The organism is Sporosarcina sp. SAFN-015, assembly GCF_059415085.1.
Genome location: NZ_JBPFDR010000002.1, coordinates 1 through 17,080, shown reverse-complemented (window position 1 = coordinate 17,080; position 17,080 = coordinate 1). Strand labels below are relative to the sequence as shown.

Annotated in this window: 13 protein-coding genes; 7 read left to right on the top strand and 6 right to left on the bottom strand. The window is 43.5% G+C overall.

The features are described 5' to 3' along the window. Positions 1–46: 46 nt before the first annotated feature. The 6 genes from mnmG to rpmH form a co-directional block, all read right to left on the bottom strand. Complete coding sequence (mnmG, locus tag ACR65H_RS03055; protein ID WP_440498601.1) at positions 47–1,936, bottom strand: tRNA uridine-5-carboxymethylaminomethyl(34) synthesis enzyme MnmG; 1,890 nt, start codon at positions 1,934–1,936, stop codon at positions 47–49. Positions 1,937–2,213: 277 nt separating this feature from the next. Further along, entirely contained in the window at positions 2,214–3,599 is a 1,386-nt protein-coding gene (gene mnmE, locus ACR65H_RS03050; RefSeq protein ID WP_440498600.1) for a tRNA uridine-5-carboxymethylaminomethyl(34) synthesis GTPase MnmE, read from the bottom strand. Positions 3,600–3,776: 177 nt separating this feature from the next. Then, complete coding sequence (gene jag, locus ACR65H_RS03045; RefSeq protein ID WP_440498599.1) at positions 3,777–4,556, bottom strand: RNA-binding cell elongation regulator Jag/EloR; 780 nt, start codon at positions 4,554–4,556, stop codon at positions 3,777–3,779. Further along, positions 4,553–5,323, bottom strand: coding sequence for a membrane protein insertase YidC (gene yidC, locus ACR65H_RS03040; RefSeq protein WP_440498598.1), 771 nt, complete (start codon positions 5,321–5,323; stop codon positions 4,553–4,555). Before yidC ends, jag begins: the two co-directional genes overlap by 4 nt. A gap of 97 nt (positions 5,324–5,420) precedes the next feature. Beyond that, positions 5,421–5,765, bottom strand: a complete 345-nt coding sequence (gene rnpA / locus ACR65H_RS03035; protein ID WP_440498597.1) for a ribonuclease P protein component — start codon at positions 5,763–5,765, stop codon at positions 5,421–5,423. A gap of 260 nt (positions 5,766–6,025) precedes the next feature. After that, on the bottom strand, positions 6,026–6,160 hold the full coding sequence (rpmH, locus tag ACR65H_RS03030) for a 50S ribosomal protein L34 (RefSeq protein WP_224654211.1): 135 nt from the start codon (positions 6,158–6,160) through the stop codon (positions 6,026–6,028). Positions 6,161–6,675: 515 nt separating this feature from the next. On the opposite strand from rpmH, the gene dnaA reads away from it, so the two are divergent. The 7 genes from dnaA (at position 6,676) to ACR65H_RS02995 (ending at position 16,675) form a co-directional block, all read left to right on the top strand. After that, positions 6,676–8,025 carry a chromosomal replication initiator protein DnaA gene (gene dnaA, locus ACR65H_RS03025; protein WP_440498596.1) on the top strand — a complete coding sequence of 450 codons (1,350 nt, stop codon included), beginning with the start codon at positions 6,676–6,678 and terminating at the stop codon, positions 8,023–8,025. Positions 8,026–8,197: 172 nt separating this feature from the next. Further along, a complete protein-coding gene (dnaN, locus tag ACR65H_RS03020) occupies positions 8,198–9,331 on the top strand; it encodes a DNA polymerase III subunit beta (protein ID WP_440498595.1) in 1,134 nt (377 codons plus the stop codon). A gap of 146 nt (positions 9,332–9,477) precedes the next feature. Then, entirely contained in the window at positions 9,478–9,717 is a 240-nt protein-coding gene (gene yaaA, locus ACR65H_RS03015) for a S4 domain-containing protein YaaA (protein WP_440498594.1), read from the top strand. Next, entirely contained in the window at positions 9,707–10,828 is a 1,122-nt protein-coding gene (gene recF, locus ACR65H_RS03010) for a DNA replication/repair protein RecF (protein WP_440498593.1), read from the top strand. The genes yaaA and recF overlap by 11 nt, the downstream gene beginning before the upstream one ends. Before the next feature lie 69 nt (positions 10,829–10,897). After that, on the top strand, positions 10,898–12,820 hold the full coding sequence (gyrB, locus tag ACR65H_RS03005; RefSeq protein WP_440498592.1) for a DNA topoisomerase (ATP-hydrolyzing) subunit B: 1,923 nt from the start codon (positions 10,898–10,900) through the stop codon (positions 12,818–12,820). 111 nt (positions 12,821–12,931) lie between these two features. Further along, positions 12,932–15,460 (top strand): DNA gyrase subunit A, encoded by a 2,529-nt coding sequence (gene gyrA / locus ACR65H_RS03000; RefSeq protein WP_440498591.1) that lies wholly within the window; start codon positions 12,932–12,934, stop codon positions 15,458–15,460. A 117-nt stretch (positions 15,461–15,577) separates the two neighbouring features. Further along, positions 15,578–16,675 carry an HD-GYP domain-containing protein gene (locus tag ACR65H_RS02995; protein WP_440498590.1) on the top strand — a complete coding sequence of 366 codons (1,098 nt, stop codon included), beginning with the start codon at positions 15,578–15,580 and terminating at the stop codon, positions 16,673–16,675. Positions 16,676–17,080: the final 405 nt, after the last annotated feature.

Genomic DNA, 17,080 nt, shown 5'->3' with positions numbered 1-17,080 from the left:
CTAAAAAAAGACTGATGCGGACTTATCCCACATCAGTCACATAATGTTAACCAGTAATTTTTGCAATTTTCCCTTGCTCGATATAAACGAGCAAAATTGATATATCTGCTGGGTTTACACCGGAAATCCTTGATGCTTGCGCAATGGATAACGGTCTGACAGCGGAGAGATTTGCTTTCGCCTCTTTGGCGATGCCTGTAATAGCATTGTAATCAATGTTCTCAGGTATTTTTTTGTTCTCCATCTTTTTCATGCGTTCCACTTGCTGCATCGATTTTTCGATATAACCTTCATATTTGATGAAGATTTCGACTTGCTCCGCCACTTCTTCCGACTTTTCTTCCTCAGCAGGCACAACAGTAATGATTTGTTCATACTTCATTTCCGGACGTTTTAGCAGATCCGCCGCTTTCATTGGCTCGCGAAGCTCTGTACCGCCGGATTCGCGGATAATTTCTTGTACTGCTTCACTCGGTTTGATCGTCACTTTTCGAAGTCGTTCAATTTCCTCTTCGATTTGCTGTTTTTTAAGAAGGAATTTCTCGTGACGCTCTGCACTGATCATTCCAAGTTTGTACCCGATTTCCGTGAGACGCATATCCGCATTGTCATGGCGCAGCAAGAGACGGTATTCCGCTCTAGACGTGAGTAGACGATATGGTTCGCTCGTTCCTTTCGTTACGAGGTCATCAATCAGAACGCCGATATAAGCATCCGATCTTCCCAATACGACTTCTTCTTTGCCAAGTACTTTGCTCGCCGCATTAATGCCGGCCATGATGCCTTGTGCAGCTGCTTCTTCATAGCCGGATGTTCCGTTGATTTGACCAGCTGTGTATAGATTTTTGATTTTTTTTGTTTCGAGCGTCGGCCAAAGCTGCGTTGGAATAATTGCATCATACTCGATAGCATATCCCGCACGCATCATTTCCGCTTTCTCTAGCCCTGGAACGCTTTCAATCAGTTTCCGTTGAACATGTTCAGGCAAGCTAGTTGAAAGTCCTTGAACGTAATATTCTTTCGTATTGCGGCCTTCAGGCTCCAAGAATATCTGATGACGGGACTTATCCGCAAAACGGACGATCTTGTCCTCGATTGAAGGACAATAGGTCGGCCCCTTCCCTTTGATCATCCCTGAATACATCGGAGAGAGGTGTAGGTTTTCATTGATGATTTCATGCGTTCTCGGTGTTGTATATGTTAACCAGCAAGGAAGTTGGTCCATGATGAATTGCGTAGTTTCGTAGCTAAATGCACGAGGTACGTCATCACCTGGTTGAATTTCCGTTTTGCTGTAGTCGATTGTATTTCCGTTGATACGCGGAGGTGTACCGGTTTTGAAGCGTACTGTTTCCAATCCGAGTTCTTGCAGATTTTCAGCAAGTTTGATTGCCGGCATTTGGTTGTTCGGACCGCTTGAATATTTCAAGTCGCCGATGATGACTTCTCCACGAAGGAAAGTTCCTGTCGTAATGATGATCGATTTTGCACGGTAAACAGCCCCGATTTGCGTGATGAGTCCTTTTACTTCACCGTCTTCGACGATCAACTCTTCTACAACCCCTTGATGGAGCGTCAAGTTTTCCTGTTCTTCAAGGACGCGTTTCATTTCTTGTTGGTAGAGGACTTTATCCGCTTGTGCACGTAGCGCACGGACGGCTGGTCCTTTCCCTGTATTCAACATCCGCATTTGGATATGTGTTTTGTCGATTACTTTCCCCATTGCTCCGCCTAGTGCGTCAATTTCGCGGACGACAATCCCTTTTGCAGGACCTCCGAGTGACGGATTGCATGGCATGAAAGCGATCATGTCAAGATTCATTGTTAGCACCAATGTCGATGCACCCATCTTTGCAGAAGCTAATGCGGCTTCGACGCCGGCATGGCCTGCTCCGATGACTATACAATCGAACGTGCCTGCTTCAAATTGTGGCATGTTCGTTCATCCTTCCTATTTTATGAATGGTGTTGCTTTGTATAAAAAAATGAGTATAAAATCGGATTTACGCTTCAGGCGGACGCTTTCCGGGGGGCGGGCAGTAAGCCTCCTCGGTCGCTACGCGACACTGCGGGGTCTTACTTGTCCCGCTAATCCCCCAGGAAAAGCCGTAACAAAGAACGGCTTTTGCGAACAAAAGCGAAGCGTTGAGAGCACATCTTTGCACTTTGCCGCCTTGCGCTTCAATCCGGTAGTAATCACATGACTAATTAGATTATTTCCCTAGACAGAATTGGGAGAATAGCTGGTTGATGAGGCTGTCTTGGACGGTGTCGCCTACGATTTCGCCTAGGAGCTCCCATGTGCGCGTGACGTCGATTTGAATCATGTCGACAGGCACTCCGCCCTCTGCAGCTGACAAGGCGTCCTGAATTGATTTATGCGCTTTGTGAAGCAATGCGATATGCCTTGCATTGGACACGTACGTCAAATCACCCGCTTCGAGTGTTCCTTCGAAGAATAGTTTGGCGATTGCTTCTTCCAATTCGTCGATACCTTCCTCTTTCAGGATAGATGTCGTGACAATTGAACCTTTCCCAGCCAATTCTGCTACTTGCTGCATATCGATTTTCTGAGGCAGGTCAGTTTTGTTAATGACAACGATGATGTCCATTCCCTCGGTCGCTTCGAAAAGCCGGATATCCTCTTCTGTGAGAGGCTCAGAGCTGTTCAGGACAAGTAAGATGAGATCTGCTTCTTTTAAGACTTGGCGGGATCTCTCCACCCCGATCCGCTCGACGATATCCTCCGTCTCCCGGATACCTGCCGTATCTACGAGACGCAACGGTACTCCTCTTACATTAACGTATTCCTCAATAATATCACGGGTTGTGCCTGCGATGTCAGTGACAATTGCTTTATTCTCCTGAACAAGGCTGTTCAGCAATGAAGATTTTCCGACATTCGGTCGACCGACGATAACTGTCGATAATCCTTCACGAAGAATTTTTCCTTGGGATGAAGTACGCAGCAGCTTCTCGATTTCTTCCTTCACCCACGTTCCCTTTTCAATCATAAGAGGAATGGTTACTTCTTCGACGTCGTCATATTCTGGATAATCGATGTTCACTTCTACTTGTGCCAATGTTTCTAGAAGTGCTTGCCGCAATTCACCGATTAGCCTGGAAAGCTTTCCTTCCATTTGATTCAAGGCGACATTCATCGCTCTGTCCGTTTTTGCACGAATGAGGTCCATGACTGCTTCCGCCTGTGATAAATCGATGCGTCCATTTAAAAATGCACGCTTTGAAAACTCGCCCGGTTCCGCAAGGCGAGCTCCTTCTTTCAACACTAGGTTGAGGACACGGTTCACTGCCACCACGCCGCCGTGGCAATTCACTTCGACAACGTCTTCACGGGTAAATGTTTTCGGAGCTCTCATGATAGATACCATGACTTCCTCGACAATTTCCTCGGTAGACGGATCTGTCAAATGCCCATAATGGATTGTATGTGATTGTTCATCCGCGAGTTTTTTACCTGACGGAGAACGAAAAATTCGATCTGCAATGCCGATAGCCTCATCTCCACTAAGCCGGACGATGGCGATAGCCCCTTCCCCCATTGGAGTTGAAATGGCGGCTATTGTATCATAATGCAAACTCTTCACCTTCCTACATCGGTTACCCACATGTGGATAACCTGTTTTGACTTGACTATCTGACAATATATAATATCACATATCCAGTCACTCTCATAGTTGTGGGATTAAAAAATGTGGATAAGTTTTAATTCAACACAAATAAAAACCCCGTGATCATCTCACGAGGTTTCCAAATTAACTAATCGGCTCGATAACAAGATAACGATTCGGATCCGTACCTTCCGAATACGTTTCAATGTCCAATCGGTTCGATAATGCATTATGAATGACTTTCCTTTCATACGAAGGCATCGGTTCAAGTTGAACTTTTCTTCCATTTCGAACGGCTTGGTCGGCCATCCGTTCTGCAAATTGCTCCAATGATTGTTCACGGCGCTCACGATAATCGCCTACATCTAGACGAACGACCTTGAATTGCTCAGATGTTTTATTGGCAACTAACTGTGCGAGCTGCTGTAATGCGTTCAATGTTTGACCGCGTTTGCCGATCAGGAAAGCAGCTTTTTCACTTTCCAGCTGGAATGAAAGATACTTCCCGTCCATTTCATGATTGACGACTAGATCGTCGATGCCCATCGTCTTCGCAATTTCCGTAATATAGGCTTTTGTTTCGTTGATTGCCCTCTCGTCTGAAACCGCAGCATTGTCAGTCTCCACTTCAACAATTTGCACTGCTGGCTCGACAGGGATTTCAACCGATTCTTCTTCAATAGACGGCTCTGTTTTTTCTTTCTGAACTATTTCCTTTTCCTCTTCAAGTTCATTCATTTCCTGCTTAACCATTTCCTTTAAGGAGACGGTTACTTCGGCTTCCCTTGCACCGAATCCGAGAAAACCCTTTTTCCCATTGTCCAATATTTCAATATCGACTTCATTACGCGTGACATTGAGCTCTTGTAAGGCTGCTGCAATTGCTGCCTCCACTGTCGCCCCTTTTCGCGTTATCTTATTCATTTCCTTTTCCCTCCTACTTTTACAGGTTCCACTTCTTTCTTCTTAAATGGTTTGTAAATGAAGATATTCTGGATAATTGAAATGATATTACCGATAACCCAATAAAGTGCTAGTGCTGCTGGTAGGAATGTACCGAAAATAATGATCATAAATGGCATGATGTACATCATTACTTTCATTTGTGGATTGTCCATCGCAGGACCTGTCCGCAATACGAGGAACTGCATGAGACCAGCGACAATTGCTAGCGTAATGCTTGGCGTTGCAAGTTCGAACCAAAGGAATTTTCCAATTTCGATTTCAGGCGTGGCATTCATCCTGCTAATTGCATGGTAAAGGCCGATGATGATAGGCATTTGAATCAAAACTGGCAGACATCCTGCAGCGGGATTGATCTTCTGCTCCGTCATCACTCTTTGCATTTCTTCACGATATTTTTGTTGCGTTACAGCATCTTTCGATTTGTATTTCTCTTTCAAACCGTTCAAGATCGGCTGCATCTGCTGCATCCGTTTCGAATTTTGAGCTTGCTTAATCATTAATGGAAGCAAGATAAGTCTGATGATGATTGTAACGGCGATGATTCCTAATCCGTATGTCCCCAATAGGTCTTTGAATGTGACAATCAAGGATACTATTGGCCAAACGATGTATTTATTCCAAAAACCTTCACTCGTTTCATATATCGGTTGATTGAATTCCGAACATCCGGCTAGGAATACTGACAATACGGTCAGCATAAGTAATAACGTGGCTCTTTTTTTCAAATCGGTTCCCCCAAATCTGTTTCTATGAAATATCGATGATTTCAGTTTATCATGAACATTTATTCCGTTCTACTTCTTACTCAATTACGGCCCTTTCTTATTTCGATTTGAACGCTTTTGCAATTCTTAACACGTGCTGCAAGCTTTTTTTCGTTTCATGGAAATCAAGTGTGGCCGCCTGATGTCTGGCGATAATAACATAGTCACGATCATTTTTTAGCTCGTCCTTCATTTCCAGAAAAGCTTGTCGGATAAATCGTTTAATGCGGTTACGCGTCACCGCATTTCCTAATTTCTTACCGACAGATAATCCGATTCTGAACTCCTGTTGCTCTTCTTTCCTATAGGAATAGACGACAAATTGCCGATTCGCGACGGACTTGCCTTTTTTAAACACTTTTTGAAAGTCTTCATTCTTTTTGACCCGCTGCCGTTTTTTCAAACATTTCACCTCCTACCGAAAAGCGGAAGGCGCTTGCTCAGATGCGACAGGCATAAGGCGAAGATGCGGAGTGGTGGTTTGTACCACGAAGCAGTTTTGACTTATGACCTGAGCATCTAGCGCCTGGAGCTGGACAATAACTTGTACGATCCAGGCGCCGCCTTCCGCTTCAATCAACAAATTAGTATTCATTACAACATAAGATTTAATTCCACATATATCAGTATAAGTAAAAAAAAAGACCACTGGGTACAGTGGTCTTATGCTGAAAGCACTTTTCTTCCTTTGCGACGACGAGCAGCGAGAACTTTACGACCGCTTTTTGAGCTCATTCTTGCACGGAAGCCGTGAACTTTACTACGTTTACGTTTATTTGGTTGGAATGTACGTTTCATTTCAAAGACACCTCCTGCATTGTCCCTTTACAATCTGACAGTCTTGAACAGTATAAAGGGCATAGACGAAGATGTCAACCGTTTTTTCTGCAAGTAGTTTTCACGATCAAAACTGTACTAAGATTTCTACCTCATCATTCGACAAAATAAATTATCCACAACTACAAAAATCGACAAACCAATAATATGTTCATAGAAATTTTTCCCGTTTTTTTTATACACAGGTCTTATCTACACCTTTTACACATACAAAAGCCTGTGGATAATGTAATTCTCCACAATTGCCGCTACTGTTAATAACTCATAGAATCCCTTGTCATTCTTATAGTTTCTTGATACAATATAGAGGATTTTGCTGTTAACAAATTAAAAAGCCCATTTTATTATCCACAATTGTTGATAGGTTGTGGATAATTTTTTCAACACTTTTGGATATTTCTTATCCACAGAAGCGAATTCTGTGTATAATACATATTCCTGTGTTTTTTTATTTTCTATGTAAAGGAGGCCCACGAGTGGATCAGCTTGAAAAATTATGGAACGACGTTTTGTCGAAAATTGAAGATAAAATTTCAAGGCCCAGTTTTGAAACCTGGCTCATATCGACAAAATTGATATCTTACGGCGATGAGAACGTTACGATTGCTGTTCCAAATTCGTTTGCGAAGGATTGGCTTGAGACTCATTATGTGCACTTGATCACAGGCATCCTCTCGGAATTGACAGGGGAAGATCGACTCATTCATTTCGTCGTTCCAAAGGAAATGGAAGAAAAAGATTTTCAAGTCCCAAAACCGGCAGTTAAACAGGCAGACAAATCAGCTATCCAATCAGCATCTGTCATGTTGAACCCAAAATATACATTTGATACATTTGTCATCGGTTCGGGCAACAGGTTTGCTCACGCCGCATCACTCGCTGTAGCTGAAGCACCAGCGAAGTCATATAACCCTTTATTCATATACGGCGGAGTGGGACTTGGAAAAACCCATCTCATGCACGCAATCGGGCATTATATTATGGAGCAAGACCCGTCCTCCAAAGTTGTTTATTTATCTTCAGAGAAATTTACGAATGAATTCATCAATTCGATTATGAATAACAAAGCGGGCGATTTTAGAAATCAGTATAGGAACGTAGATGTCCTGTTAATTGACGATATTCAATTCATCGCCGGAAAAGAACAGACCCAAGAGGAATTTTTCCATACATTCAATACACTGCATGAAGAATCAAAGCAGATCATTATCTCCAGCGACCGACCTCCAAAAGAAATACCGACATTAGAAGATCGCCTCAGATCCCGTTTTGAATGGGGTTTGATAACGGATATCGCACCGCCTGATCTAGAAACGCGTATAGCTATTTTGCGCAAAAAAGCGAAGGCCGATGGATTGCTCGATATATCTGACGAAGTCATGCTTTATATCGCTAATCAAATCGATACGAATATACGTGAATTAGAAGGGGCCTTGATCCGCGTCGTGGCTTATTCTTCGCTCGTCAATATGGACATTACGACAGATCTTGCAGCGGAAGCATTGAAAGACATCATCCCTAATTCCCGCCCGCGGTCTGTAAGCATATTGGATATCCAAAAAACAGTTGGGGAACATTACAATATACGGCTGGAAGATTTCACGGCTAAAAAAAGAACGAGAGCGATCGCATTCCCTCGTCAAATTGCCATGTATCTTTCACGTGAACTTACGGATTCCTCTTTGCCGAAAATAGGTTCCGAATTTGGTGGGCGAGATCATTCGACCGTTATCCATGCACATGAAAAAATCTCTAAGCAGCTGAAAGATGATCAAAATCTGCAGCAAGATATTCAAGATATTAAAAGTATTCTAGGGCGAGGCTAATAAATCCACATGTGTATAACTCGATAAAATCGAAACAAACTGTGCACATATTATGCACATGTGAATTGTTTTCTAACATATAGGATTTCAGGGCTTATCCACATTTCCACAGCCCCTATTACTATTACTATCTTTATTACTTAACTAATTAATATATAAGCGAGGGTGCAAAATGAAATTTGAAATAATGAGAGATTGGTTGCTCGAAGGATTGAATGATGTCATGAAAGCAATCAGTTCAAAAGTGGCCAACCCCATTTTGACCGGCGTAAAAATTGACGTGAATGAAAAAGGTTTGACGATGACTGGAAGTGATTCAGATATAACAATTTGCACATTCATCCCAGTTGAACAAGACGGTGAGCAAATTATCCGTGTTATTGAATCAGGTTCAATCATTCTCCAAGCAAAAGTCTTTAGTGAAATTGTCCGGAAATTACCGACGAATGATGTGACGATTGAAGTTGAAAACATGCAAACTCATATTCAATCAGGGAAATCCGAATTCCATTTAATCGGTTCTAATTCGGATGAATATCCTGTTCTCCCGAACGTAAAGGACGAGTATCGCTTCTCCTTACCGTCTGATTTGATGAAATCGATCATTAAGGAAACTGTTTTCGCCGTATCCCAGCAAGAAACACGTCCGATTCTGACGGGTGTACATTGGGAAACTGATGAAGAGAAGCTCGTCTGTGTAGCAACAGATAGTCACCGACTTGCAAGAAGAGAAATCGTTCCTGAAATGATGCCAGAAAGTCCGTTCAGCGTTGTCATTCCTGGAAAAAGCCTTCAAGAGCTGAATAAAATCCTTCCGGATAACTCAGACCTTGTCGAAATCGTCATTGCAGATCAACAAGTACTATTCAAAACGAGGAACGTACTGTTTTATTCACGGCTTTTAGAAGGGAATTATCCCGATACTTCTAGATTGATCCCTTCCGAATACAAAACGACTGTACAAGTAAATGGCCGTAAACTATTACAAGCGATTGACCGTGCTTCTCTGTTAGCTCGTGAAGATCGGAATAATATCGTACGATTTTCCGCAGACGGCAGCGATGTCATTGAAGTTTCATCCAATTCTCCTGAAATTGGAAAGGTAGAAGAATTGATCGAGGCGATTAATGTGAACGGAGAAGAGTTAAAAATCTCCTTCAGTGCAAAATATATGATGGATGCATTGAAAGCAATCGAAGGACAGGATATCGCAATCCATTTCACAGGTGCGATGAGACCGTTCATCTTGAAATCAATGGATAGCGACGCAATTTTACAATTGATTTTACCGGTCAGGACATTTTAAGAATTACAGGACTGTCTATCCACAGCAGGCAAGGAATTCAAAACGTTTTCCTTCGCCTGTTTCTTTATTTTTCATTTACATTTTTACTTACAGATGAAAGTTCGCTAAAATAGAAGAACAGACTACTTTAAGAAGGATTGAAGCGGATGGAACTCATGAAAATCGATACTGAATTCATCACATTAGGTCAACTGCTGAAAATGTCGAATTGCATAAGCTCCGGCGGCATGGCCAAATGGTATTTGGAAGAACATACCGTTTACGTAAACGGCGAAGTTGACCGCAGACGAGGCAAAAAGCTTTATGACGGGGATATCGTCACCATTCCAGGGGCAGGTAAATTCAAAATATCCACTTCCACAGACGGTCAATCGGATGTACATTGAACGGATAGCTTTAACAGATTATCGGAATTACTCTTCTCTAGAGCTATCCTTTTCCCCGCATATCAATGTTCTGATCGGAGAAAATGCACAAGGAAAGACGAACATCATGGAGGCGATCTATGTCTTATCGATGGCGAAATCGCATCGCACCTCTAACGATCGTGAACTTATACGTTGGGAACAAGAGTATGGTAAAATAGAAGGGGACATCCAACGAAAATATGGACGTCTTCCCCTTGAATTGACAATATCGAAAAAAGGCAAGAAGGCGCGAGTTAATCATTTGGAACAAAATCGCCTCAGTCTGTATATCGGTCAACTCAATGTTGTCATGTTTGCTCCGGAGGACTTAAATCTTGTAAAGGGAAGTCCACAGGTCCGAAGAAGATTTTTAGACATGGAAATCGGACAAATCTCCCCCGTCTATCTCCATGACCTGCTGACTTTTCAAAAGGTCTTAAAGCAACGGAACGCAATCCTCAAAGATCATCGCGGCAAATTGGATTTTACGGACGTCATGTTCGATATTTACACAGAACAATATATACAGTTGGCTGTTCAGATCATCCGGAAAAGGTTTTATTTTGTTGAATTGCTTCAGAAATGGGCAGAACCGATCCATAAAGGGATTTCCAGAGGGATCGAGCAGCTAAAAGTGACGTATGGGACTTTAAAAGAGTTGGATTCTGGGCAGACTGCTGAACAGATGGAAGAAATACTCAGCCAAAAATTGCACGAAGTGAGACGTCGTGAGTTGGAACGTGGTATGACGCTGATCGGACCGCACCGTGACGATCTCCATTTTTTTGTGAATGGCTATGATATCCAAACATACGGTTCACAAGGGCAGCAAAGGACAACTGCGCTGTCCCTTAAACTTGCGGAAATAGATCTCGTTAAACAGGAAGTAGGCGAGACTCCGGTCCTTCTTTTGGATGATGTTCTATCAGAGCTTGATGATTACCGGCAGTCACACTTGCTGAACACGATGCAAGGTCAGGTTCAGACGTTTGTCACAACAACGAATATAGCGGGAATCGACCATGAAACGATACGTGAAGCTGAGCTGTATGAAGTATCGGCGGGTACGGTTAGTGATAAAGGGAATTAAAACCACTCCTGTTTAACAGAAATAGAAGCTTAGATTGATGTTCGGAAAGGAAAGGTGAACATTTTGGCTATGGAAGAAAAAGAATTGCAGACAGCGTATGATGCAAATCAGATACAGGTCCTTGAAGGCTTGGAAGCTGTCCGTAAACGTCCGGGCATGTACATCGGTACAACAAGTTCGCGAGGGCTTCACCATCTCGTATGGGAAATTGTAGACAATAGTATCGACGAAGCCTTGGCGGGCTATTGCGATCATATTGAAGTAACAATTGAAAAAGATAACTGGATCCGTGTCGACGATAATGGGCGTGGCATCCCTGTTGGAATCCAGGAGTCGACTGGTAGACCAGCCGTTGAAGTCATTATGACGGTTCTTCATGCCGGCGGTAAATTCGGAGGCGGAGGATATAAGGTTTCGGGCGGTTTGCACGGTGTTGGTGCTTCTGTCGTGAATGCACTTTCCGAAGCTACTGAAGTGTATGTGAGCCGGGATGAAAAGGTTTATTTCATCCGTTTTGAAAGAGGAGCTATCGTACATGAGCTTGAAGTGATCGGAACAACCGATACAACAGGTACACGTACAAGATTTAAAGCCGATCCGGAAATATTCACTGAAACAACGGTCTATGAATATGAAATTTTAGCCCATCGCCTGCGTGAGCTTGCCTATTTGAATAGAGGACTGCGCATCACTATTACAGATGAGCGTGGGGAAGAGGAACGAACGGATACATTCCACTACGAAGGTGGAATTAAATCGTATGTTGAACATTTGAATCAAAACAAGGAACCGATCCACGAGGAACCGATTTTCATAGAGGGCGAAAAGGACGGCATCTCTATTGAAATTGCAATGCAATACAATAGCGGTTATGCTGAAAACCTTTTATCGTTTGCCAATAATATCAATACGTATGAGGGCGGGACGCATGAGTCGGGCTTTAAAACGGCACTGACACGCGTCGTCAACGATTACGCAAGGAAAAATGGATTGTTGAAAGAATCAGATCCAAACCTTTCAGGCGACGATGTCCGCGAAGGCTTGACCGCAATCATATCGATTAAGCATCCAGATCCACAGTTCGAAGGACAGACTAAAACGAAACTTGGAAACTCTGAAGTGAGTACAATTACAAATGCCTTGTTCTCGGAAGGTTTCCAACGCTTTCTATTGGAAAATCCGAACACTGCACGCCTAATTATCGATAAAAGTCTCATGGCTGCAAGAGCACGGCTTGCTGCAAAGAATGCCCGTGAGCTGACAAGACGAAAATCGGCATTGGAAGTATCAAGCCTTCCCGGAAAGCTGGCGGACTGCTCTTCACGTAACCCTGCAATCAGCGAGTTGTATATCGTTGAAGGTGATTCGGCGGGCGGTTCTGCGAAAAGCGGTCGTGACCGTCATTTCCAGGCGATCCTGCCTTTGAGAGGTAAAATCCTGAACGTTGAAAAGGCAAGACTGGACCGGATTTTAGGCAATGCTGAAATTAGGACGATGATTACTGCACTCGGTACAGGCATCGGGGATGAGTTCGATCTTTCGAAGGCACGTTATCATAAAATCGTCATCATGACGGATGCCGACGTCGATGGAGCACATATTCGAACGTTATTATTGACATTCTTCTTCCGTTTCATGCGGCCTTTGATCGAGGCTGGCTATGTTTACATCGCACAACCGCCGCTTTATCGGGTCAAACAAGGCAAGCATGAAGAATACTGTTTCGACGAAGTGGAGCTGCAAGCAATTCTGGATCGACTCTCTTCCATTCCGAAGCCGGTCATTACACGCTATAAAGGTCTAGGAGAGATGGACGCCACCCAACTATGGGAGACGACAATGGACCCGGAACAGCGGACACTCCTACAAGTGCATCTCGAGGATGCTTTCGAAGCAGACTTGACGTTTGAGCAATTGATGGGTGATGAAGTTGAACCTCGGCGTAAATTCATCGAAGAAAACGCGATGTATGTAAAAAATCTGGATACTTGATTTATTCAATACTAGGAAATAGATATAGAACATGGACCTGCAACAGACGGGGCTTTGTTCAGTTGACAGGCTGTTCGTGAAAAGCGCCTGAGTTGAAAGGAGTTTGACAATATGGCAGATATGCCAAAACGTGGTGTTCAAGGCATTAACATCAGTACGGAGATGAAGACATCCTTTCTTGACTATGCGATGAGTGTTATCGTCTCCCGGGCATTGCCTGACGTGAGGGATGGGTTGAAGCCAGTTCACCGCCGTATTCTATATGCGATGCAGGATCTTGGAAATACTGCGGATAAACCACATAAGAAATCAGCTCGTATCGTCGGGGATGTTATCGGTAAGTATCACCCACATGGCGACAGTGCTGTTTATGACACGATGGTAAGGATGGCGCAGGATTTCAATTATCGTTATATGCTCGTCGATGGTCATGGGAACTTCGGTTCTGTCGATGGAGATGCGGCTGCAGCGATGCGTTATACGGAATCGAGAATGTCCCGCATCGCCATGGAATTACTGCGTGACATTAATAAAGACACGATTGATTATCAAGATAACTATGATGGCCAGGAGAAAGAACCGATTGTTCTTCCTAGCCGTTTCCCGAATTTGCTTGTAAACGGCACGTCGGGTATTGCGGTCGGAATGGCTACGAACATTCCGCCGCATCATTTAGGCGAAACGATTGACGGTGTATTGGCGATGGCGGATAATCCGGCAATCACTACTGAGGAACTGATGGAAATTATTCCAGGACCAGATTTTCCGACTGGCGGCATCATCCTTGGAAGAAGCGGCATCAGAAGGGCTTATGAAACTGGTCGCGGTTCAATTATTATCAGAGGTAAAGTGGAGATCGAACAGCAGTCGAACGGTAAAGAAACAATCATCGTGACCGAGCTGCCTTACCAGGTAAACAAAGCCCGGCTTATCGAGAAGATTGCCGAGCTCGTCCGTGATAAGAGGATTGAAGGCGTCACGCATTTGGCAGACGAATCCGACCGGACGGGCATGCGTATCGTTATCGAAGTGCGTAGAGACGCAAATGCACACGTTTTGTTGAATAACCTTTATAAGCATACGGCATTGCAATCGAGCTTCGGTATCAACATGCTTGCGCTCGTCGACGGGCAGCCGAAAATATTATCACTTAAAGAAATTCTTTATCATTATTTAGAGCATCAGAAAGTAGTCATCCGCAGACGTACTCAATACGAGTTGAACAAAGCGGAAGATCGAGCGCACATTTTGGAAGGTCTGCGGATTGCACTCGATCATATCGATGAAATTATCGCTTTGATCCGAGGCTCAAAGACGACTGATGAAGCGAAAACTGGTTTGATGGAACGTTTCAGCTTGACTGAAAGACAATCCCAGGCGATTCTTGACATGCGTCTCCAACGTCTAACTGGATTGGAACGCGATAAGATCGAGAACGAATACCAAGAGCTGCTCGTATTGATTTCCGAGTTGCGAGCAATTCTTGCAGACGAGGAAAAAGTGGTCGATATCATTCGGGAAGAATTACTTGAAGTGAAGCATCGTTTCGCCGATGATCGCAGGACTGAAATCGGAAGCGGCGGCGCAGAAATGCTTGAGGACGAAGATCTTATCCCGGTTGAAAACTCGGTTCTTACGTTGACGCATAACGGCTATATTAAACGCCTTCCTGCAAACACGTATCGGAGTCAACGTCGAGGAGGCCGAGGCATACAAGGCATGGGTACGAATGACGACGACTTTGTCGAGCATTTGTTGAACACCTCGACACATGATACGATCCTCTTCTTTACGAGCCGCGGAAGGGTATTCCGTAAAAAAGGATATGAAGTTCCGGAATTCAGCCGAACGGCAAAAGGGCTTCCAATCATTAATCTATTGGATGTCGAAAAAGATGAAAAAGTTACAGCGATGATTCCGGTCGAGAAATTCGAGGAAGATAAGTATCTCTTCTTCGCAACGCGCGGTGGCATTGTTAAGCGTACATCGGTTGCCGATTTTGCTAATATCCGTTCTAACGGGCTGATTGCTCTGACATTACGCGGTGATGATGAATTGATCGGCGTGAAAATGACAAATGGTGAACAGAATATTGCAATCGGTACGCGTGATGGAATGCTTATCAAATTTGACGAGCGCGATATCCGCACGATGGGCCGTGTAGCAAGCGGCGTACGTGGAATTCGATTACGTGCAGGAGATATTGCTGTCGGTATGGATACTGTATCGGAAGGCGATGAAATTCTTGTTGTCACTGAAAAAGGGTTCGGAAAACGGACGCCGGAACATGAATATCGTATCCAGTCTCGTGGCGGATATGGATTGAAGACGTTGAATGTGACTGAGCGGAACGGTCAGCTTGTAGCAATGAAAACCGTTGATGGTTCTGAAGACCTTATGCTGATCACTATCCACGGCATCCTTATTCGAATGGATATTGAAGATATCTCCTCAATCGGCCGCAGTACGCAAGGCGTCCGTCTGATCCGTCTTGGAGAAGACGAGCTTGTCGCGACAGTTGCAAAAGTCGAGAAGGAACACGAAGAGCATGAAGAAAGCGACGAAATCGATAGTAGCTCTGAAGTAAATATGGAAAACGAAATAGAAACAGACTATATAGAAGAGCCTGAAGAGGATTGATTTGAAAAGTTATTGAGGTGGCTAAATGCCACTCAATAACTTTTTTTGTCGTCTATTTTGAAAATTTGCAGTATGATAGTTCTTAAGAGATGATCGGAAAGTGGTGACATCGTAGATATGGAAGTATATAAAACGATCAGTGAGCTCCGTGCAGGAATTTTGCTTAAAGAGGATGTTTATGGCAAGACGATGTATCCAATTATGCGCAAGGATACAGAAATTTCATTGGAACATATTGAAGTATTACATGCATTCGGAGTGAAACGCATAAAGGTTGAAGAGAGAGTCACACAGAAGGATATCCCTGAATCGGAGATAGCACCTTCCATGAATGCAGAGGAGGTACTGGATAATATTCCAGTAAGCATGTATCAGCTTCGCAAGGAATATAACGAAGCGGTTAAGAGTTACAAGAGGGAATTTGGTCATTGGCGATCGGGTCAACGTCCAGATGTTCCAAAAGTAAGGACAATCATCCTGCCATTGCTCGAAAAATTCATCAGGCAAAAACAAATGCTTACATTGTTAAATGACTTCTCCAACCCTGAGGAATACATCTATCATCATTCGGTCGCTGTCGGTATTCTTGCGGCAGCAGTCAGCAGTCAAATGGGATACGATAAAGGAGATGCGCTGCAGCTTGGACTGGCGGGGGTATTAGCGGATTGCGGCATGTCCAAGGTTTCACCTACCATTTTGGAAAAGACAGCTTTTCTAACGAAAGAAGAATACAATGAAGTGAAAAAGCACACATTGTTCAGTGTGAAAATGATACAAGACACCCCTTTGCTAAGGCAGGATATGAAACTTGCAATCCTTCAACACCATGAACGTCTTGATGGAAGCGGGTATCCTCGGGGTGAAAAAATGGGTACCATTTCGATTTTCTCACAAATACTCGCCGTGGCGGATGTTTTCCATGCAATGACGTCGGAAAGATTATATAGAGTAAAACATTCACCGTACAAAGTGATTGAAATGATCAAAGAAGAAGAGTTTGGCAAATTCGACATCAAGGTGGTGGAAGCGCTTCTTAAACTTGTCGGCAATCTATCAATAGGAACACGAGTGAAGCTGACAGATGGGGAAGTGGGCGAAATCATGTTCATCCACCGGGATAATCCTTTGCGTCCTATGATTAAAAAGGAGTCAGACGGAGTTATTATCGATTTGACAGCTCTTCGCGGAATAGCTATTTCAAAGATCATTGAATGAATAAACCAAAGCCGCTCTTATATAATTCAACAGCGGCTTTGTTTTTCAGGCAATGAGCAAAAAAGTTTAAAAAGATATTGCAATCAAAACAATATGCTGGTATAGTAAATAACGTTGCATTTCCGGTAAGTGAATAACTACTTCAAAACAGCTTAAAACTTTTTGAAAAAGGTTGTTGACAAAGGAATTGCAAAGATGGTATTATATAAGAGTTGCTTCTGACGAAGCGGCGCGCAATGAACCTTGAAAACTGAACAGCAAAACGTCAACAAATAAAGTCTTGCAGCCGACTTTGTCGGTGAAAAGACAAAACGAATCTTCGGATTCGAAATTGACATCTTAAATGATGCCAGCAAGAAACTCGAGCTACTCGAATTTCTCTATTATGGAGAGTTTGATCCTGGC